The sequence below is a fragment of the Winogradskya humida genome, assembly GCF_016862215.1.
GTDB classification, from domain to species: Bacteria; Actinomycetota; Actinomycetes; order Mycobacteriales; family Micromonosporaceae; genus Actinoplanes; species Actinoplanes humidus.
In genome coordinates this window covers 173,652-192,220 of record NZ_BOMN01000023.1, presented here as the reverse complement: position 1 = coordinate 192,220, position 18,569 = coordinate 173,652, and the positions used below count along the sequence as shown (strand labels likewise).

The 18,569-nt window shown below is 70.2% G+C and carries 15 protein-coding genes; 8 read left to right on the top strand and 7 right to left on the bottom strand.

The genetic code is table 11. From position 1 onward, the window contains the following. The first annotated feature begins 16 nt into the window (after positions 1-16). From Ahu01nite_RS10055 to Ahu01nite_RS10040, 4 genes are all read left to right on the top strand, one after another. Positions 17-547, top strand: a complete 531-nt coding sequence (locus Ahu01nite_RS10055; protein WP_203836175.1) for a hypothetical protein — start codon at positions 17-19, stop codon at positions 545-547. After that, on the top strand, positions 544-903 hold the full coding sequence (locus Ahu01nite_RS10050) for a hypothetical protein (RefSeq protein ID WP_203836174.1): 360 nt from the start codon (positions 544-546) through the stop codon (positions 901-903). Before Ahu01nite_RS10055 ends, Ahu01nite_RS10050 begins: the two co-directional genes overlap by 4 nt. Then, positions 900-1,661 (top strand): TIR domain-containing protein, encoded by a 762-nt coding sequence (locus tag Ahu01nite_RS10045; protein ID WP_203836173.1) that lies wholly within the window; start codon positions 900-902, stop codon positions 1,659-1,661. The genes Ahu01nite_RS10050 and Ahu01nite_RS10045 overlap by 4 nt, the downstream gene beginning before the upstream one ends. A 193-nt stretch (positions 1,662-1,854) precedes the next feature. Then, complete coding sequence (locus Ahu01nite_RS10040) at positions 1,855-2,799, top strand: alpha/beta fold hydrolase (protein WP_203836172.1); 945 nt, start codon at positions 1,855-1,857, stop codon at positions 2,797-2,799. Here the strand turns inward: Ahu01nite_RS10040 and fxsT are convergent. The 7 genes from fxsT to pdxR all read right to left on the bottom strand — a co-directional run bounded on the left by fxsT (position 2,750) and on the right by pdxR (position 13,148). After that, positions 2,750-6,583 carry an FxSxx-COOH system tetratricopeptide repeat protein gene (gene fxsT, locus Ahu01nite_RS10035; RefSeq protein ID WP_203836171.1) on the bottom strand — a complete coding sequence of 1,278 codons (3,834 nt, stop codon included), beginning with the start codon at positions 6,581-6,583 and terminating at the stop codon, positions 2,750-2,752. The genes Ahu01nite_RS10040 and fxsT overlap by 50 nt on opposite strands. Beyond that, positions 6,576-7,715, bottom strand: a complete 1,140-nt coding sequence (locus Ahu01nite_RS10030) for a TIR-like protein FxsC (RefSeq protein WP_203836170.1) — start codon at positions 7,713-7,715, stop codon at positions 6,576-6,578. Before Ahu01nite_RS10030 ends, fxsT begins: the two co-directional genes overlap by 8 nt. Then, positions 7,712-8,377 (bottom strand): TIR-like protein FxsC, encoded by a 666-nt coding sequence (locus Ahu01nite_RS10025; RefSeq protein ID WP_203836169.1) that lies wholly within the window; start codon positions 8,375-8,377, stop codon positions 7,712-7,714. Before Ahu01nite_RS10025 ends, Ahu01nite_RS10030 begins: the two co-directional genes overlap by 4 nt. Before the next feature lie 13 nt (positions 8,378-8,390). Beyond that, positions 8,391-9,284, bottom strand: a complete 894-nt coding sequence (locus Ahu01nite_RS10020; protein WP_239158755.1) for an AAC(3) family N-acetyltransferase — start codon at positions 9,282-9,284, stop codon at positions 8,391-8,393. Continuing rightward, the gene (locus Ahu01nite_RS10015; RefSeq protein ID WP_275411725.1) at positions 9,272-11,491 is read right to left on the bottom strand and encodes an FxsB family cyclophane-forming radical SAM/SPASM peptide maturase; all 2,220 of its coding nucleotides are present in this window, start codon (positions 11,489-11,491) and stop codon (positions 9,272-9,274) included. Before Ahu01nite_RS10015 ends, Ahu01nite_RS10020 begins: the two co-directional genes overlap by 13 nt. Then, positions 11,460-11,627, bottom strand: coding sequence for a hypothetical protein (locus Ahu01nite_RS10010; protein WP_203836168.1), 168 nt, complete (start codon positions 11,625-11,627; stop codon positions 11,460-11,462). Before Ahu01nite_RS10010 ends, Ahu01nite_RS10015 begins: the two co-directional genes overlap by 32 nt. Positions 11,628-11,762: 135 nt before the next feature. Continuing rightward, complete coding sequence (pdxR, locus tag Ahu01nite_RS10005; RefSeq protein WP_203836167.1) at positions 11,763-13,148, bottom strand: MocR-like pyridoxine biosynthesis transcription factor PdxR; 1,386 nt, start codon at positions 13,146-13,148, stop codon at positions 11,763-11,765. Between the two features lie 68 nt (positions 13,149-13,216). Here pdxR and Ahu01nite_RS10000 point away from each other — a divergent pair, with 68 nt between their 5' ends. The 4 genes from Ahu01nite_RS10000 (at position 13,217) to Ahu01nite_RS09985 (ending at position 18,401) form a co-directional block, all read left to right on the top strand. Beyond that, entirely contained in the window at positions 13,217-14,083 is an 867-nt protein-coding gene (locus Ahu01nite_RS10000) for a DMT family transporter (RefSeq protein WP_203836166.1), read from the top strand. Positions 14,084-14,268: 185 nt separating this feature from the next. After that, entirely contained in the window at positions 14,269-15,558 is a 1,290-nt protein-coding gene (locus Ahu01nite_RS09995; RefSeq protein WP_203836165.1) for a PA0049 family protein, read from the top strand. 598 nt (positions 15,559-16,156) lie between these two features. Further along, positions 16,157-16,318 (top strand): hypothetical protein, encoded by a 162-nt coding sequence (locus Ahu01nite_RS09990; protein ID WP_203836164.1) that lies wholly within the window; start codon positions 16,157-16,159, stop codon positions 16,316-16,318. Between the two features lie 1,093 nt (positions 16,319-17,411). Continuing rightward, a complete protein-coding gene (locus Ahu01nite_RS09985; RefSeq protein WP_203836163.1) occupies positions 17,412-18,401 on the top strand; it encodes an ADP-ribosylglycohydrolase family protein in 990 nt (329 codons plus the stop codon). The last annotated feature ends 168 nt before the right edge of the window (positions 18,402-18,569 follow it).

Sequence of the window (18,569 nt, the reverse complement as noted above, 5' to 3'; positions counted from 1 at the left end):
CGGTGAGCCGCTTGCGGTGATCGAGCTCGCCGGACTCCTCGACCTCGACGGACGCGGGGAGGAGGCGCTGCAGCTGCTCCTCGTCGAGGCGGGGAAGGGCAATTTCGGAGCGCTCAAAATCTCCGCGAGGATGATCGCTGACCGAGGCGAGGAATCGTGGGCGTTGAGCCTCATCGCCGGCGACACGCACCACCCCGCCGCCGTCAAGGACGAGATCCGGGTCGACATCTACGACCGGGTCGGCAATATTGCAGCGCTCCGGCGGATGGCCGAGGCCGGTGACCGCCGCGCCGCTGTGCGGCTCAGAACGCGCACTCAGAACCAGCCGGCGCCATCGTCCGACCCCCTGAGGTCGGAGGTCGCAAACGCCTTCCGGGATCCGGAGCGAGCGCGCGAGGCTGCCGGGAGGTTCGGAATCGAAGGCCGGGACATCGACAGCGCCACCGTTGCGTTCGATCATGTCCTGAACCTGCTCGGGCCGCCGCCCGAAGGCGCAGCCAGCCGGCTGCCCACTTCGCCGCCGCGGGTGCCCGCAGGTGCCCAGTGACCTCGTCCTGGTCGACCCTGGATCCCTGGGACAAGGCGGCACAGTGGGCGCAGACCGCTCCCGAGCTGGCGGCTGATGTCATCTTCATGGCGAAGGACTACGCGGAGTTCCGCAAACAGGAGGAGCGGCGCGAATCTGAGCACCGCCGTGACATGGACCGGAGGATCTGGTGGACGCAAGCGGCCGCCGTGGTCACGAACTGCCTGTGCCTGGTGGCCCTGGTTGTCCTCGCGCTCACCCTGCACAGCGATGATGTAGTGCCCGCCTTGGTCGTCGCAGGTGCCGGGGCAGTACTCTCGCTCATCTCGGTGATCGCCGGGGTCTCCATGCGACGGTCTTTCCGGGGCCGGGCATGATCCTGCGCACCGATCTCATCCGGTTGTTCCTGGCGTTGAAGGAACAGATCCGGGCCACGGTCCGTGAGAGCGGATCCACCACTCTCGACACAACCTTCGGATATCAGTTCAACGCGCTGGCTGACGCCGCCCGCCCGGTGGCAAGCATCCGGATCCCGCGGACCAAGATCCTCGAGAATCAGAGCTTCGCTGACCTGGCGGGTCAGATCGACTTCGCGGTCAGCGTGCTGACGCTCGGTCCGGCAAGCGCCGAGGCCCCGGACGACGCCGAAGACGCAGCGACCCCGGCCGCCGTGATGCCGGCGCCTGCGCCCCCGATCAAACCAAGGGTCTTCATCGGATGCTCGACCGAGGGCATCCGTTACGCCAAGTTGATCCAGCTCCAACTGGCCGGCGCGACGCACACCACCATCTGGAATCAGGGTGTGTTCGGCTTGTCGCGCGGCACACTGGAGACGCTCGTCGCTGAGTGCCGCTCCTACGATTACGCGGCCCTGGTGCTCACCCCGGACGACATGCGGGTCAAACGTGAGCAGGCCGGTGCGATCCCGCGGGACAACGTCGTCTTCGAGTTGGGTCTGTTCATGGGTGCCCTGGGCCGGGATCGGGTGTTCATGGTCGTGCAGCAGGGCACCGAACTTCCCACCGACCTGGCGGGAATCACCCCGGCAACGTTCGACGCGGGGGACACGACGAATGCGGTGTCCGCGCTGGGCCCGGTGACGACCAAGCTGGAGATAGCGATGGGTCTGCTCTGAAGCCCGCCGACCGGGGAATCGAACCCCAGGGACCCCGCCGCCGTATTCAGGGGCGTGGGGGCGGGTGGATTTCACCCAAAAGAAATACCGGTGGTGTCAGAATCAGGGCGGCGCGGGGCGGAACGACGCTGCGGGGCCCGGTGATGAAATAGGGTTGGGCCCGGATACCGCCGTGGGCGCAGGAGGCAGACGCGTGTTTCAGGATCGAGCCAGCCGCCGTCAGGTCGAGGCTCGAGACGGACGTGTCCTGGAGTTCGCGGTGACCGGGCATCCGCAGGGTTCGCCGGTGTTTCTGCTGCATGGGACGCCCGGGAGCAGGCTCGGGCCGAAGCCGCGCAGCAGTGTGCTCTACCGGCTCGGGGTGACGTTGATCAGTTATGACCGGCCGGGGTACGGCGGGTCGACGCGGCATCCGAAGCGGGCGGTGGCCGACGCCGCGGAGGATATCGAGACCATTGCCGACTCGCTCGGGTTGCGGGAGTTCGCCGTGGTGGGGCGGTCGGGGGGCGGGCCGCACGCGCTGGCTGCCGCCGCGTTGTGCCGGGATCGGGTGAGCCGGACCGCGGTGCTGGTCGGGATCGCGCCGTCGGATGCGAGCGGGCTGGACTGGCTCAGCGGGATGACCGACGGGAACGTCCGGGAGTACGAGACGGCTGACAACGACTGGTCGAAGCATGTCGAGCGGTTGCGGTTGCAGGCCGATCGGGCCCGGCGGGATCCGGAGAGCATGGTCGAGGTGCTGCGGACGCAGATGACCGACCCGGATCTCAAGGTTGTCGACGACATCGTGATCCGGCGGCTGCTCGCCGAGACCTATGTGGAGGCGCTGCGGGAGGGGCCGTTCGGCTGGATCGACGACGTTTCCGCGTTCCGGTCGAGCTGGGGGTTCCGGCTGGAGGACGTCCGCGGTGAGGTGCTGTTGTGGCATGGCGCCGATGACAACTTCTCGCCGGTCAGCCATGCCCGGTGGCTCGCCGGGCAGATTCCCGGCGCGCAGATCCAGATCCAGGCCTCCACCGCGCATTTCGGGGCGGTGGAGGTGCTGCCCGAGATCTTGACGTGGCTGGTCGCCGAGCGCCCGGTGCCGGTCAGAACGGGTGCGGGTCCAGCATCCGGTGCAGGTATCGCCGTTCCTTGAGGGCTGCCACCGCCGGGTGGTGATCGCCCAGCGCCCGGGACAACCGCTCCCCCGCGTCCGAGCCGTCGCCCGAGCGCATCAGGGCCCGGTTGGCGGCGCAGCGCAGCGTGTCGGGATGGTCCGGTCCGAGCACCTCGAGATGCTTCTCCATCGCGGCGTCGATGATCCGCAGACCCTCGCGGGCCTCGCCGGTCTCCGCGTGCAGTATGGCCAGGTTCAACTCGGCGGCCAGGACGTACGGGTGGTCCACCCCGAGCACCGCGCGCAGCTCCCCGGCGGCGTGCCCCGCGTAGTCCTTCGCCGTGGCCAGGTCGCCCGCCGCCCGTGACGCCGCGGCGAGGTTGTTCACGCAGGCCAGGGTGTGCGGGTGCCGCTGGCCGAGGCTGGCACCGTACGCGAGCCGGACCTCTTCCAGCTCGCTGGTGGCACTGGCCGTCTCCCCGATCGCGAGCAGGCTGACCGCGCGGCTGAGCCGGCACGCGAGGGTGTCCGGGTTGCTGGGCCCGACGACCTCGTTGAGCTGCTCGTACGCCTCTTCGAGCAGCTGCGCGGCCCGGTCGGGGCGCCCGGCGCTGCCCACCGAGACGGCGAGGTTGGCGCGGGCGCTGAGCGTGCGGTGCGACCCGGAGCCGTAGACGCTCTCGTGGCGGCGGGCGACGATCTCCAGCAGCTCGACGGAGTTGCGGTACTCGCCGGCCTCGCGCAGGTCCCGGCCGAGGTTCGTGCCGGTGCCCAGGGTGTTCGGGTGGGCCGGGCCGACGGCGTCCTTGCGGCGGTCCCAGAGCTCCTGGTCGTGCTTGCGGGCGCTGCGGAAATCGCCGGCGAGCCGCTGCGTGGTGGCGAGGTTGTTCAGCGCGGACTGCGTACGCGCATAGTCCTCCCCGAAGTGCTCCACCCAGGATGCGTACGTCTGCTCGTCGCGCTGCAGCGCCTCGGTGTAGCGGCCGAGGGCGCGCAGGTCGGCGCCGAGACCACCGGCGGTCATCAGGGTGTGCGGGTGATGCGGGCCGAGCAGCTCCAGCTGCGCGTCGAGGACCTGCTCGTCCAGCGCGCGGGCGTCCTCGAACTGCGCCATCTGCCGCATGATGTTCGCGACGTTGAACCGCAGGTGCAGGACCTGGCGGTGCAGCGCGGCCGCGGTGGCGGGCTCCAGACCCGCCGCCAGCATGCCGCTCCAGCGCCGGTCGATCTGCTCGCCGAGCAGGCGGCCCTCCTTGAGACCGCCGGTGAGCCAGATGTAGCGGATCCGGTCGATCATCAGCTGGCGTACGGCCTCGTCCTCGCACGAGTCCGCATTGGACAGCTCGAGGTGCGGCCACAGCATCCGGAACCGCGCCCACGAGCGGGGGTCGTCGATCTCGTAGCGGGGCCGCAGCCCGGCGAGGACGAGGTGGATCTGGTGACGGATATCCTCGAGCTCCTGCGGGCTCATCCGGCTGCGCAGCACGTGCTGCAGCAGCCGGTGCACCTGGATCTGGTTGCGGGCAACGTCGAGCTTCAGCAGGGCCAGGCGGTTGATGTGCTGCACCAGCGAGCCACGGTAGGCGCGTTCGGAGACCAGCGGGTCGTAGGAGCTCAGCGCCGCGGCGAGCTCGTCGCTGTAGATCAGGTCCAGCGAGATCTCCGGTGCGAGCACGGAGCAGAGCTGCAGCAGCCGGTACGCCGCCTCGGACCGTTTGCGCAGCAGCCCCAGCGACAGCTCCCACACCTCGTCCACGGCACCGCCGGGGCCCTGCTGCTCGACGTGGCTCAGGTATTCGCCGACCTGTTCGCCGGTCTCCGCGAGCCAGGCCCCGGCGGCGGCGACCGCGATCGGCAGGTCACCGAGGATCTCCGCGATCCGGTCGGCCTGGTCGAGCTTGATGCCCGGCACCCGCTGGCGCAGGTGGGCAATGCTCTCCCGGCGCTGGAACACGTCGATCTGCACCGTCTGCGCGCGGTCACCCCACTGGTTGTTGCGGGAGGTGATCACGACGTGGCCGGGGCCGCGCGGCACGAACTTCAGGACCGACTCGACGTCCTCGGCGTTGTCGAAGATCAGCAGCCAGCGGGCCGACGGGTCGCCGTGCTCCAGCGCGTGGACCACGGCTTTCGCGGCGTCCAGGACGCTGGTCTGGGGCAGCAGGAGGTTGAGCCGCGCGCCCAGCTCGGCCAGCGCGACGTCGATGAACATCACCTGCTCCGCGTCGATCCACCAGACCACGTCGTAGGCATTTTTGTAGCGGTGGGCGTACTCGAGGGCGACCTGGGTCTTGCCGATGCCGCCCATGCCCTGCAACGCCACCGGCATCGGCCCGGACAGCACCACCGGATTGCCGCCGCGCAGCCGGGAACGCAGCTCGCGCAGGTCCTTCTCCCGGCCGGTGAACCGGGCGTTGCGGGCCAGCGGGTTGAACACGAGCGCCGCCTCGCCGGGGAACCGGACCCCGGCCGAGTCGACGTCGGCCGGGGCGAGGGGCGGGCGTCCCACCAGCTTGAGCAGGCGTTCGACGGCGGCGTCCCGGGTGGTGCCGCTGAGGAACGCGGACGAGCCGATCGGGAACGCCGGCACCCTCGGGACGTCCTCGACGTAGACGGCCAGCGGCGGCCGCGGGTCGCTGCGGTCGCGGGGCACCACCCCGGCCTGCTCCCCGGCGTTGGCGTGCGAGACGACGGTCAGGCTGCGACCGGCCCCGGACCCGGCGGCGCCCGGCTCGTGCACCTGGATCCCGGTCGCGGCGAGCAGCCCGCCGATCCACTCGGCCCAGACCTGGTCCTCGGCGGCGTAGTGCAGCGTCACCTCCTCCTCGACGAAGGAGAGCTGACGCAGGAATCGCGCCACTGTGCGCGTACGCAGAGACTCGTCCATGGCCGGCAGCGATCCCACCTCGCCGTCGGTGAGGTGCCGGGTGAGCATCTCGTAGGCCGCGAGCAGTGACATGTACTGACCGGGCCGGTCACCGAACGTCGCGAGGGTCTCCTCGTAGGCGTAGAACGGCCGGTAGGGCACCTCGACGGCGTTCCAGTAGCGATCGCGGTCGCCGGCCGTCATCCCGGTCGGCATGCCGGGGAAACGCTGCATGGCGAAGGCCCGCCCGGCGTCGGCCTTGTCCTTCTCCGCGGGGTCGACCCGCATTGGCACCGGCAGGATGCGTACGCTGCGCGGCGACCGGCGTTTCGCGATCGCGGCGGCGACCCGGGCCGCACCCTCGATGCCCTGCTCGCTGAACGTGAAACAGTCGACGAGCACGTCCGGGAGGTGGATCGTGCAGATGTCGGCCACGTCGCTGAGCCCGGTACGGCTGTCGATCAGCGTGTAGTCGTAGTTCGCCTTCATGTCCTCGCGCAACGCGTCGAGGAACACGCCCCCGCCGAGCCGCTCGTAGAAGTCGTCCCAGTTCATGCCGGTGAGGTTGGCCGCGTAGTTCTGGTTCTGCCGGCCGGCGGACAGGAAGTCGAGCTGGCCCTCGCCGGGGAATTCCGTCCAGTCGAGCGAGAACGCATACTTGCTGACCCGGGCGAGCTCCTGGTGCCAGCCGTCGCGCAGGTCCTCGGCGCGGGTCGTCTGCCACTCGTACGAGCGGATCATGTCGATGACACCGCTGGTCGTCTCGATCGCCTCGGTGTCGAGGAACGGCTGGAAGAAGCGGTGCAGCCCCGGTGACTCGAGGTCCCAGTCGGCGACGAGGACGCGTTTGCCGTTCGCGGCGAGGATCCAGGCGACGTTGGCCAGCGCCATTGTCCGGCCGGTTCCCCCCTTGAACGAGTAGAACGTCACCACTTTGCCGTGCCGGTGCTCAGCCATCGATGCCCTTCCCGGGTGCCGGCGGCGGGTCACCGTCGCCGAGCCGCGGACGGGGGGACCCGCCCGGAACGTGAACGGATTCGCGGCGGAGATACTGCCGGCGTGCCTCGCTCACCGCGGACGGCATCATGTCGGCCAGTTCCTCCACTTCGAATGCCTGGTGTACGCGGTGAGCGCCGAGCGCCGTCAGCCGGGTCACCGCCCGTCCGGCGGCGTCGGCCCCGCCCTGGAGATAACGCGGCTCATGACGGTCGGTCACCACCACCGTCGTCACCCAGGGGTGCAGGTGGCCCCGCAGTTCACCGAGAGCATCGTCGCGGTCGACCGCCCTGGGGTCCACGAGGATCACCGCGGGCGAGTTGTCCACGGCTTTCAGGTCGAGGGGGCGGTCGATGATCCGGGTCGGCAGCCCGAGGCGTTCGGCGACATTCGCGACGTACTCCGCGACCGGCGGGTCCTGCGCCGCGCCGAACGGCCGCCAGCCGGACCGCTCGCCGATCACCCCGACGACGAACGGGGTCTCGTTGGTCATCTGGTCGGGCAGGGCGATCTCGTTCAGCGGCGTCACCTCGCCCGGGGGCAACTCGCCGCGCTCGGTGACCTCCACGATCCGGTGGGCGAGCCGGTTGAGGACCCTGCGGTACTGCTCCCGGTAGGACGCCAGCATGCACAGGGCGCGCAGGCCGTTCTCCGCGTACTCGGGGATGCCGGCGCCGAGCGTCAGAGCGGCGTTCAGCTCCGGGATCTTGTCCCAAGACGGCAGCGGGATCCACAGGACCGGCACGACGTGCGCGCGGGCCCGGTCGGGGCGGTCCGCGAAGGCCCGCGCGATCCGGTCGAGGAACGTGGCACGCTCGCGCAGCGGCCACGACTTGTTGAAGTAGCCCGGCGAGTAGAGCGGGACGAACACCTCCGCCCGGCCCAGGCTGTCGGTGAGCATGGCCTTCCAGTCGGCGCCGGGCTCCACGAGGTAGTCGACGAACCCGACGCGGCCCGGGTCGGTGGACAGCAGCGCCGCGACCTCCTGGGACAGGTCGTTGAAGCAGCGGCGTACCCAATAATCGGTATCGGTGTCCCGGCGCCCCGCGTCGGTGAGCGGCGCCGAGTGTGCGTAACTCAGGAAGAAGCTCATGGCATCCCCTCGCTGAAGCTCTGACGCAGGCCCGCGATGCTCTCCGGCACGCCCGGCTCGACCCAGTACAGGCTGTGGATCCGCTGGATGTGCATCGCCAGCTTCCACACGATCGCCTCGTAGATCTCGGTCTGCCCGGTCCGCAGCAGCCCGAACAGCCCGTCGGTCAGATACCGGGCGGTGTAGTCCTCGTCGGGCAGCCCCGTCGGCCGGAAGATGTTCACGTCGGCGGTCACCCCCGGCAGCATCTCGTGGAACGGTGTCCAGAGCACGGGCACGATCGCGCTCTCGATCCCCGGCGCCGCCGCGGCCCGGGGCAGCACCTTGCGGCGCGCGAACACGTCCCACTCCAGTGGACACCAGTTGCTCTGGAAGAGATAGGGCCGCGACAGCAGGCAGACGAGCACCTGACACGTTCCCGCTCCGCGCAGCACCGCCTTCTGCCAGTGCTCCCCGCCACCATGGCCGAGGTCGAGGTATCCGGGATCCTGCCCGGCCGGCGACCCGACGAGCTCGTTGACGTTCGCGGTGAGCTCGTCGAAGAACCGCATCACATATCTGTTCGGCTCGCGCGGCGCCGACACCGCACGGGCCCGGTCGGGACGCGCATAACTCAGGAAGAACACGGGGGCGCCGGGATCGTCGATGATCGCTGCGGCCACTTGCCGTCCCCCTTCAGAGCTTCCGGTTATCAGTCAACCACCGCACTGCAAAGTGGACGGCCGCCCGCACCGGCAGGACGGTGACGGTAGTGCATCCGAGGGGCCCGCTCCACGCCCCACCCGTCGCCTCGAACGCCTTCCCGAGCGCCAGGAAATCGCTGTCGTCATGGTCCACCCCGAGGAAGTCCCGGGTGATCCGCCGGCCGTGGTGCTCGACGAAGCAGCGGTACCGTTTCCGCGGCATCCGGGGCACCCTGCACTCGGCCAGGTGCAGCGCGGTGCAGCTCGACCAGTCGCACCCGATGAGCAGGGCATGACCACCGTCGCGGTACAGCGCGCCGAGCGGCGAGCGCTCCCCCAGATGCGACTCCAGATCGTGGACCGCCATCAGCTCCGCGGCCCGCGGTCCCACCGCCGCGAACGAGGTCTGCGGGTGGCCGCTACGGACCGCCCCGGGCAGCTGACGTACGTACTCCGCGAACCCCCCGCACCCGGACGACGGCATCCCGGGCGAGAACCCCGGCATCGCCGCCTCGTACCCCCGGATCTCCCGCTCGTCCATCCCCGCAACCGCCCGCCGATATGCCGGACTGGTGATCGAGTTGTGCGCCGTCTGCGCCGGCACCATGATCGTCGCCCCCGGCCCGGCCACCTCCCGCAACCCCGCCAGCAGCAGCCCCTTGTCCACCCCCAGCCGGCTCAACGACACATGCACAAGCAGATCACCACCTGTGGGTACGCCCGCCGCGCGCAACTGACCGGCCAGTGTCGCCGTGTCCCCACCGGACACCACGCTCACCGGACCCCGACCGGAAATCACGCCGGGCATCGCGCTCACCTCGGACGCCGGGCCCTGACCGGGAGTCACGCCGGGCGTCGGGTGATCGCTGCGGGTCACTTCGGCCATCGGGCGATCGTGGCTGCGATGCCGTTGACGAAGCGGCGGCCCATCGTGGTGAGCGCGGTGCCGTTGCGCAGTGCGTCGGCCGCGTGGAGGGTCCAGTCGCGGTACATCGTGTAGTGCCCGGCCGCACCCGGGGCCGAGCGCAGGGCCCGGCGGCGCCAGATGTCGGCGACGGCGAGGTGGGCATACGTTCCCTGTAACGCCAGCTCGGCGGGCCGCGGGTCCGGCCGCCAGCCCACGGTCACCGGGTCGGTCGCGTCCGGGTCGACCAGGTCGTAGAGGTCCAGCACCGCACCGAGCTTCGCGTGCTGGAACTCGTGCACCAGCATCACCGCCAGCGCAGCGGGATCGTCCGTCGCCGCGATCCCCAGCGCGCCGAACGCCTGCTGCGACGTCGCGCTGCGTAACGTCCCGTCGGTGGCCGCCACGAGCGGGGTCACCACGGTCACCAGCTCACCCAAGCCGGCCAACTGCTCCGGCGCGTCGAGGCTCAGCTCGCGCCAGGCCGCCGTGAGGCTCGTGGCCCACGCCTCGGCGTCGCCGTCCGTGAGCCGCCCGGTCGCCGGCCATTCGTGACAGTCCCGGTAGGGGTCGGCGTCCTCGAGCCGCAGCACCCGCCCGTCCACCTCGACCGTCCGAACCGGCGCGAGCCCGGCAAGCGCGCCGGGGGTGATGGTCACGTTGGCGGAGGTGGGCGCGGTGAGCGTACCTATCGTCGGGAGGTGGATCTTGCCGTTGCGGGGTGTCACCTCGACCTCGGCGTCCGCGCCGGCCGCGACCACCACCGCCGCCACCACGTCGGCGAGCCGTGCGGTGTTGTGCCCGTCGCGCAGGCATCGGACCGCCCAGGTGCGGACGAAGGGATGGGTCACCACGGCCCGCACCGCTGCCGGCGACTGCTTGTCGAGGTCGGCGAGCAGCGGCCAGGCCCGGGCGGCCGTCTCGTCGGCGTGCTCGGCGACGGCGACCAGCAGCGCCCGGCTGATCGACTCCTGCGCGGCCGTCAGATAGGCGATGGCCAGCGCGCCGCCGCCACCGGACGCGAGCTCATCGAAGACCCACTCGGGCAGGGTGGGGATCCCGGGTGCGGTGTCCATGGATGTGATGAGCTCCTTCAGATCGGCGCAGTAGACCGACGGGTTGTCGAATCCGGAGCCGGTGCGGTAGCGGTGGGCGTACAGTCCGCCTCCGCACCGGGCGACCACCGGACAGGCGCGACAGGTCGCGCTGAGCCCGGCCAGGCCGGACTGCCGGTGGCGCATCGCGGGCAGTTCGAGCAGCTCGTCGGCGGAGGTGGTGACCACGTCGCGGCCTGTGCCCGCCGCGCCGTGGAAGGCGACCTTCATCGAGTCCGGCTGCTCCCAGGTGCCGTCCGTCTCGATCACCGCCACGATGCCCCGGTCGACGCCGACGGCCTCGGTCGCGCTCCGGCCGCCCCGCGCGATCGCGTGCAGCGCGTCGAAGGAGCGGATCGGCACCGGGCGGCCGTCGGCGAGCCAGCGGTCGTGCAGGCGCAGGAGCCAGTCGGCGTACGGCGTGGTGCCCGGTTGCGCGTACGGCGGGGGCTCGTCCCAGGTCGCGTGGGGCAGCAGCAGGTCGACGTGCGGTGGCTCCTCGGCGAGCAGCGCCTCGTACACGGCGATCGGGTCGTTGCGGACGTCGATCGTGCAGAGCAGGCCCGCGTACAGCTCCCGGAATCTCGGTCTGCGCAGCAACGCCAGCCCCCGCAGGGTCTCGGGGTGACTGCCCCCGCCGTGCCGGTAGCGCCGGTGCCGGTCGTTGGCCGCCCGGTCACCGTCGAGGGAGACGCCGACCTTGACGCCGAACTCGAGGAGCAGCTCGCCGATCTCGTCGGTCAGCAGGATGCCGTTGGTCTGCATCCGCCAGTCGATCCACGCGACCGGCGCGATCGCCGCGTCGAGCACGGTCAGCGTCTCGCGCAGCCGCCGCGCGCCCATCAGCAGGGGCTCCCCGCCGTGCAGCACGATGCCGACCGCGCCGAGGCTGTGCTGCGCTGCGTGCTCGGCTATCCGGGCGGCGGCGTGGCGCACCGTCCCCGGCGCCATGAACGCGGGCTTGTCACGCCAGGTCTGGTCCGCGAGCTCGTACACGTAGCAGTGATCGCACGCCAGGTTGCACAGGCCGTGCACCTTGAGAACAAACTGGCGCAGGGGCGTCCTAGATGAAGGACTGGAAGGCGGAGACGTCACGGGACCGCTGATCACGCGCAGGGACCCGCAGGATCCGGTCGACGATCGGCGCGGCGACCGGTGCCGCCCGGCGCTCGAGCGGAACGCTCACCGCCGGTGGGCGGGTGGTGGGCTCTTCCACGGTGGACTGCTCCATGGCGCTGATTCTCCCTGGATCGGATGCCTGCACGGACGCCCCTCCGATCGGGATGGGGCGGACCATCCCACCATAGACAGTTCTCTACCCGAAGTCATCCAAAGCTGACGGAACGTGAATCGTTTGCCTGGCCCGTCACGCGGGCGTCCATCCACCCAGGATCCGGCCGATCCTGCGGACCGCCTCCAGCAGGCGATCGGGCGGCTGCGCCGCATACCCGAGGACGAGACCCGGCGGCCCCGGTCGCTGCCGATGCCAGGACAACGGCTGCACGCGTACGCCCAGAGCGCCGATCCGCGCCGCCAGCTCCGCATCGTCCGCGTCCCCCGGCAGCGTCACCAGCACGTGCAGCCCGGCTGCCACCCCCTCGACCCGCGCAGCCGGCACATACTCGCGTAACGCTGCCACCAGGGCGTCGCGGTGCCGGCGCTGACGCCGCCGGACGGTGCGCAGGTGCCGGTCGTGCTCCCCGGTGGCCAGCAGCCGGGCGAGCACGAGCTGGGCCAGCGCCGGGTTCCCCAGGTCACTGCCGTGCTTGGCGGCCACCAGCTCGGCCTGCAACTCCCGCGGCGCGACCAGCCACCCGAGCCGCATCCCGGGTGCCAGCGACTTGGAGACGCTCCCGCAGTACGCGACCCGGTCCGGCGCGGACGCCTGCAACGCGGCGACGGGCGGCCGGTCGTAGCGGTGCTCGGCGTCGTAGTCGTCCTCGACGATCAGCCCGGACCACTCCAGCAGGGCGAGCCGCCGCCGCGGGCTGAGCACCACCCCGGTCGGGAACTGGTGAGCCGGCGTGAGCAGTACCGCGCGCAGCTCCGTCGCGGCCAGTTCGGCGACCCGCAGCCCGTGCCCGTCGACCGGTATGGCGACCGGCTGCACACCCCAGTGAACGAGCTGGTCACGGGCACCGCGCGAGCCCGGGTCCTCCATCCCCCACGCTTCGATGCCCCGCGCGCACAGGACCCGGCAGAGCAGCGCGATGGCCTGGGCGACCCCGCTCACCACGAGGATGTCGTCGGCGGTGGCCCGTACGCCGCGATGCCGGCCCAGCCAGGTCGCCAGCTCCGAACGCAGCCGCGGATTACCACGCGGATCGCCGTAGCCCAGATCGGCGCCGGTGGTCTCGCCCAGCACGGTCCGTTCAGCCCGCAGCCACGCGGCGCGCGGGAACGCCGACAGATCCGGCAGCCCGGGCGAAAGGTCGAGCTCGAGCCCCCGCACGGGCGGCAACGGCAACCGCAGCCCCGGCGGCTCAGCCCGGTCCGGCCCATGCCACGCGTGCGGCGCCGGCGCGGTCACCCGGGTCCCGGCCCCCGTACGCCCACTGAGCAGCCCCTCATCGGTCAGCCGCTGATACGCCTCGACAACCACACCCCGGGACAATCCGAGCTCCTGCGCGAGCACCCGGGTGGCGGGCAGCCGCGACCCGTCGGCCAGCCGCCCGTCGGCGATCGCGGCGCGCAGGGCCTCCACGAGCCATGCGGTGCGGTCCCGGGCAGGTGGGACGCCCAGGAAATCCATTTGGCCCTCCCGCTCGGCTCGGGATTGGTCCTTCCGGAAGGACCATAGCCCCGCCGAGCATCGGTGAGGTGTCCCGTCTCCTTCCGTACCTGACCGCCGCCACCGGCATGGCCTTCGTCGGCGGCTCCGTCGCGATCTCCGGCTCCCTGTCCGACGCCCCCCAATTCACGGTCCAGGCCTTGCGCTACGCGGTCGCCTGCCTGCTCCTTTTCTTGTACGCCCGGAGCCGCCGGATCCCCGTGCTCCGCCCCCGGGGCCGCGACTGGTTCTGGCTGACCGGCATCGCAGCAACCGGCATGGTCCTGTTCAACCTGGCCCTCGTCGAGGGCGCCGGCCACGCCGAACCCGCCGTGCTCGGGGTAGCCGTGGCCTGCGTACCACCCCTGCTCGCCGTCGCCGGCCCCGCGCTCGAGGGCCGCCCGGTGAGCCGCACCGTCCTGCTCGCGGCAGCCGTCGTGACCACGGGCGCCGCCCTGGTCCAGGGCTTCGGCCGAGCCGACACCACCGGCCTCGCCTGGGCAGTCGTCACCTTCGCCTGCGAGGCCGCCTTCACCCTCCTCGCCGTCCCTGTCCTGACCCGGCACGGCGCTGTCGGCGTCTCCCTGCACACCACCTGGCTCGCCGCCCTGATCCTGACTGCACTCAGCCTGACCGTCGAAGGCCCCGGCGCCGTATCCCGCCTGACCGGCAACGACCTCCTGGCCGGCTCCTACCTGGCGGTCATGGTCACCGCCGTCGCGTTCGTCCTCTGGTACAGCAGCGTCCGCAGCCTCGGCGCCGGCCCGACAGGCCTGCTCACCGGTGTCGCCCCGGTCGCGGCAGCCCTGGCCGGAACAGCCCTCGGCGACCCTCTCCCCCGCCTGCTCGTCTGGGCCGGAATCGCCATAGTCACGGCCGGACTGGCCCTCGGCATCTCCCGCCCCCGCGCCATATAGTCAACATCTTCAATGCCTTGCAGCTACGGCCTCCGCTGCCACTACTGCTGCCCTTGTTGCCACTGCTACTACTGCCGCCCGCTGCTACTACTGCCGCCCCCTGTTACTGCCGCCCGTTGTTACTGCCGCCCGTTGTTACTGCCGCCCGTTGTTACTGCCGCCGCCCGACGAAGGTAGGTATCCCGTTGCGTCCCCTCACGGCCCGGCTCGTCACCGCTGTCACCCTCAGCGCGACCGCCGCCCTCACAGTCCCCCAGCCCGCAACGGCCGGAGCTGCGTGTTTCGACCGGACAGCTCCCACCACGTACGAGGAGAGCCGCATCGAAACACCCGCCCTCCCCGGCGGCACCCGGGTCCCGTATGAGCTCGTGTCGCTGGGCGGCTTCACGGCGTACCCCCGCAAGCTCTCGTCAGCTCTGTGCCGTGCCCCCTCGATCGCGGCCGCGCACCGGATCCTGCAACGCCAGGGCGCCACCCTCTGGCGAACCGCGGTAGCCCGGGCCCAAGGACGCACCACCATGGGCACCATCGACCGCTACGACGACCGCCCTCTCTACTGGACCCGCCTGATGGGCACCCGCGACATCCGCCAATGGAACCCCCGCTTCCCCCTCACCCAGACCACCCGCGAAGCCCTCCTCAAAACTTACGAGTACGCAGCCCGCGGCATCACGTCCACCACCTTCGGCCCCGGCGTGAAGAAGATCCTGATAAGCGGCTTCGACCCGTACCAGCTCAACGGCGAGATCCGCCGCTCGAACCCCTCAGGAGCCTCCGCCCTGCAACTGGACGGCCTCACCTATCGCTCGCAAGGCCACACGATCCGCATCCAGTCCGTCGTCCTCCCGGTCACCTGGAGCGCCTTCGACGCCGGCATCGTCGAGGACGCCTTCGGCCCCCACCTCACCCACGACGCCCCCGAACGCGCCGACCTCATCATGACCATCAGCCAGGGCAACCGAGGCCTGATGAACATCGAACAATGGGCCGGAGCCTGGCGAGGCGGCTCCCCCGACAACAACAACGAAGGCACCCCCGAACTCATCCCCCCAGCCCCCCACTGGCCCCAGCCCACCCCCACCCCCGAATTCATCGAAACCACCCTCCCCCACCAGTCCATGATCGACGCCGCCACCACCCCCTGGCCCACAGCCCTCAACCCCCGAACCTGCACCTGGCCCGACAACGACCGCCCCACCGGCCCCATCACCTGCCAAACCACCGCCCCCACCCCCACCACCCAGGCCCAATCCGGCGGCGGCGGCAACTACCTCTCCAACGAAAGCATGTACCGCACCAACCGCCTCCGCCTCCAACTGGCCGCCACCGACATCCCCGGCGGCCACCTCCACATCTCAGCCCTGACCTACCCCACAAACCCCCTGACCCTGATCGACACCCCCTTCACCCAGGACCGAACATCCACCATCACCCAAACCATCGCCCTGGTTAAAGCCGCCGGCACCGCCGCCTAACCATCCCCTATCCAATTTTCAACACACAGACCACCCACGAGAGCGCGCCCACAAACACCACCGCAATCCGCCTGGAACACCCACGCCAATCGCACCACACTTCGCGCAATATCGCCCTCCACGCCCTGCAAACAAAATCAGATTAAACCGAGCAAACACGACCCCCTTCAAAAAGCTCCAGTCGTCAAATCAGACGCCCGCCAAGAATAATGGCGTCGACAATGACGCTGCACCGGCAATGACGTCCCACAGACCGCACCCCACCTCCAATCTCGCACAATGAACCCACAATTCACCGCCGAACGAGGTGGCCCGCGGGTCCTCGGCCGGGCCGGCTGAACGCCCCCAAGCCCCGGCCGCACAGACGCTGCCCTCTCGGACCCTGCCCTCCGCGGCCCGGACCCTGAATGCCCCAACACCAGCCCCGCTCCCGCGACAGACTCTGACCCTCGCCCCGACTCCAAACGCGGCTGAGGCTGAGGGTCCGGGTCCGGGTCCGGGTCCACGGCTCGCTTTGGTGAGGAAGTCGACTCGCATCCCGGCTCGGCCGCAAGCTTGCGCGGTTGTTCAGGCCAAGGTCCAAGATCGAGTGCGGACGATGACACGGACGCCGATCCGGGTGACCGCGCTGCCATGGGCGCCGGTCCGGGCGACAAGGGCAATGGCGCCGGTGCAGGTGCAGGTGCAGGTGACGGTCCAGGCGCGGGTAAAAGCGCAGGTGACGGTCCAGGCACGCACAAAGATGCAGGTGACGGCGTAGGCACGCGTAAAGGTGCAGGTGACGGGATGCATCGAGGTGCAGGTCCGGGGGCGGGAGCAGTCACAGATTCGGGGGTCGCCGCAGAGTCGGGCGAGACGAATCTCTGCGCGGGCTCCGGCGCGGGCATGGCAGCGCGCGAACGGGGCGCAATGGGCTCTGACGACGAGGCAAGCTCGTGCGCGCCTGTGCGGGTGGGAGCAGGCAAAGGCTTGCACGCGGGCTCCAGCGTGGATGCGGCTCCGGAAGCAGGCGGCCTCACCGGTTCCTTGGGGAGGCGTGGGTTCTGTGGTGGGGGCTGAATGCGGGCGATCTCGTCCCACGGGAGGCCGCTCCGGTGCGTGGGCGAGCCTCCGTCAGCGGCGCGTAGCTGCCTGAGGCGCTCGGTGTGCAGCCTGTATTTGCCCCACGCACGGCGGTGTTCGTGTTCGAGACGGAACTCGTCACGCGCGGCGGAGTAATTGCGCGACTTCGTTCTGTCGCGCATTGCCGCCACCTGTGCCGGACTGAAGATTTGCAACTGCCCCATGCGACGATTATCGCGCCACTAATCATGATCGTTCCACCCTGATCGACGTTTGATCATGCCAATCCAGGTGACGCAGAACATGCAACACATCGACGTGACCTGAGCAACATTAAAGCGGCGATGCCGACAGCCTCCGCGGTAATGTTATGCAGCATGTCGAGTGCAGCTCCTGGAATGGAGTGGTGGTGATGAGGCGACCCTTTATGTCAGCGATGATGAGCGACGCGTCCGGGCGTCTTCACTGATGCACTACGCGTAAGGGGCTTGCTTCGTCTGGACCGGCGGCAGAGCCAAGTTCTTGCAGTGCTCAGAATCGTCAGGCCGGCACACACGGGCTGCCCGAGGACACGGGGGACTGCGTATTGGCATGCCGACCGGGGGTTCAGAGCCCCACCGTCCCGCCTTCGACCCTGGCGATGCGGGAAGGAGCCGCCGCGCCGCCCGGGACTCGATGGCCGGGGTATCAGGCCTGAGAGCCGGGACCGGGGAGCCGAGACCGGAGAGAGGGGAGCCGGGAGCGAAGGACCGGGAGCGAAGGACCGGCTGACGGCTTTCTACAGTGGCGGTATGCGTACTGCGGCGGGGTCCCTGTTTGGTTTGTCCTATGGGGACTCGCTGCGCAGGCCGACAGAGTTTCAGGACTACGGATCGATCGTCGCCGTTTATGGGCCGGGCGGGCCTCGGGAGTTGGTCGGGGAGCCGGCGCGGGTTACGGATGACACTCAGATGGCGCTGGCCGTTGGGGAGGCGTTGCTGGAGGTTGGGGCGGTTACGCCTGAGGTGTTGGAGCCGGTGTTGCGGCGGCGGTTTGTTGAGTGGCTGAAGAGCCCGGACAACACTCGTTCGCCGGGGATGACGTGCCTTCATGCGTGTGTCGGGCTGGCGGAGGGGCTGCCGTGGCTGGAGGCGACACAGGCCGGGTCAAAGGGGTGCGGCGCGAATATGCGGGTCACTCCGGTCGGGCTGGTGCCGGGGATCAGTGATGAGCAGCGGGCTGGGGCGGCGCAGCTGCAGGCGGCGCTCACGCATGGGCATCCGACGGGGCTGGCGGCGAGCGAGCTCACCGCATATGCCGTGTTCTGGCTTCGTGGCGGGCTGGCACCCGATGATCTGCTGGGTGCGCTCAGGCAGCGGTGCGCCGAGGAGCGCACGAACTACCGCGGTGACTGGCTCGGTGAGCTCTGGCGGCAGCCCGGCGTCTCCTCGCCGCGGACGTTCATGGCGCACGGCTGGGACGAGTGCGCCGACGCCCTCGAGCTCGTGCGTGTGGCGTTGGCTGCCGGGCGACATGAGGGCGATCCGTGCCGCGTTACCGGTGCGGGGTGGGTTGCCGAGGAGGCGCTCGCCACCGCGCTCTACTGCTACCTGGTCTCGCCCGGTGCGCCGGTTGATGTCCTGGGGCGCGCCGCGGCCACCAGTGGTGACTCGGATTCGATCGCCTGCCTGGCCGGCTCGTTCGCTGGTGCCTCGCTCGGAATGGCAGCCTGGCCTGACGAATGGCAGGACCGGATCGAGTATTCGGGCCGCTTGTCCCGTCTCGGCACGGCCTGGGACTGAACAAGCGGCCCGGGACCAAACAAGCGGCCCGGGACCAAACAAGCGGCTCGAGACTGAACAAAGGGCCCCGAACACTGGTCCAGGGCCGGAACAAACCGGATAAACACCCATAACGGACCGAATTGAATGTCCCGCCCAGCCGGAGCGACCGACATTGCGACGCCCGCC

Excerpts from the sequence above, each read along its gene's own strand:
- Ahu01nite_RS09985 (WP_203836163.1), top strand. The coding sequence starts at position 17,412 with ATGCGTACTGCGGCGGGGTCCCTGTTTGGTTTGTCCTATGGGGACTCG.
- Ahu01nite_RS10010 (WP_203836168.1), bottom strand. The coding sequence starts at position 11,627 with ATGGAGCAGTCCACCGTGGAAGAGCCCACCACCCGCCCACCGGCGGTG.
- pdxR (WP_203836167.1), bottom strand. The coding sequence starts at position 13,148 with ATGGATTTCCTGGGCGTCCCACCTGCCCGGGACCGCACCGCATGGCTC.
- Ahu01nite_RS10030 (WP_203836170.1), bottom strand. The coding sequence starts at position 7,715 with ATGAGCTTCTTCCTGAGTTACGCACACTCGGCGCCGCTCACCGACGCG.
- Ahu01nite_RS09990 (WP_203836164.1), top strand. The coding sequence starts at position 16,157 with ATGACACGGACGCCGATCCGGGTGACCGCGCTGCCATGGGCGCCGGTC.
- Ahu01nite_RS10020 (WP_239158755.1), bottom strand. The coding sequence starts at position 9,284 with ATGGCCGAAGTGACCCGCAGCGATCACCCGACGCCCGGCGTGACTCCC.
- Ahu01nite_RS10045 (WP_203836173.1), top strand. The coding sequence starts at position 900 with ATGATCCTGCGCACCGATCTCATCCGGTTGTTCCTGGCGTTGAAGGAA.
- fxsT (WP_203836171.1), bottom strand. The coding sequence starts at position 6,583 with ATGGCTGAGCACCGGCACGGCAAAGTGGTGACGTTCTACTCGTTCAAG.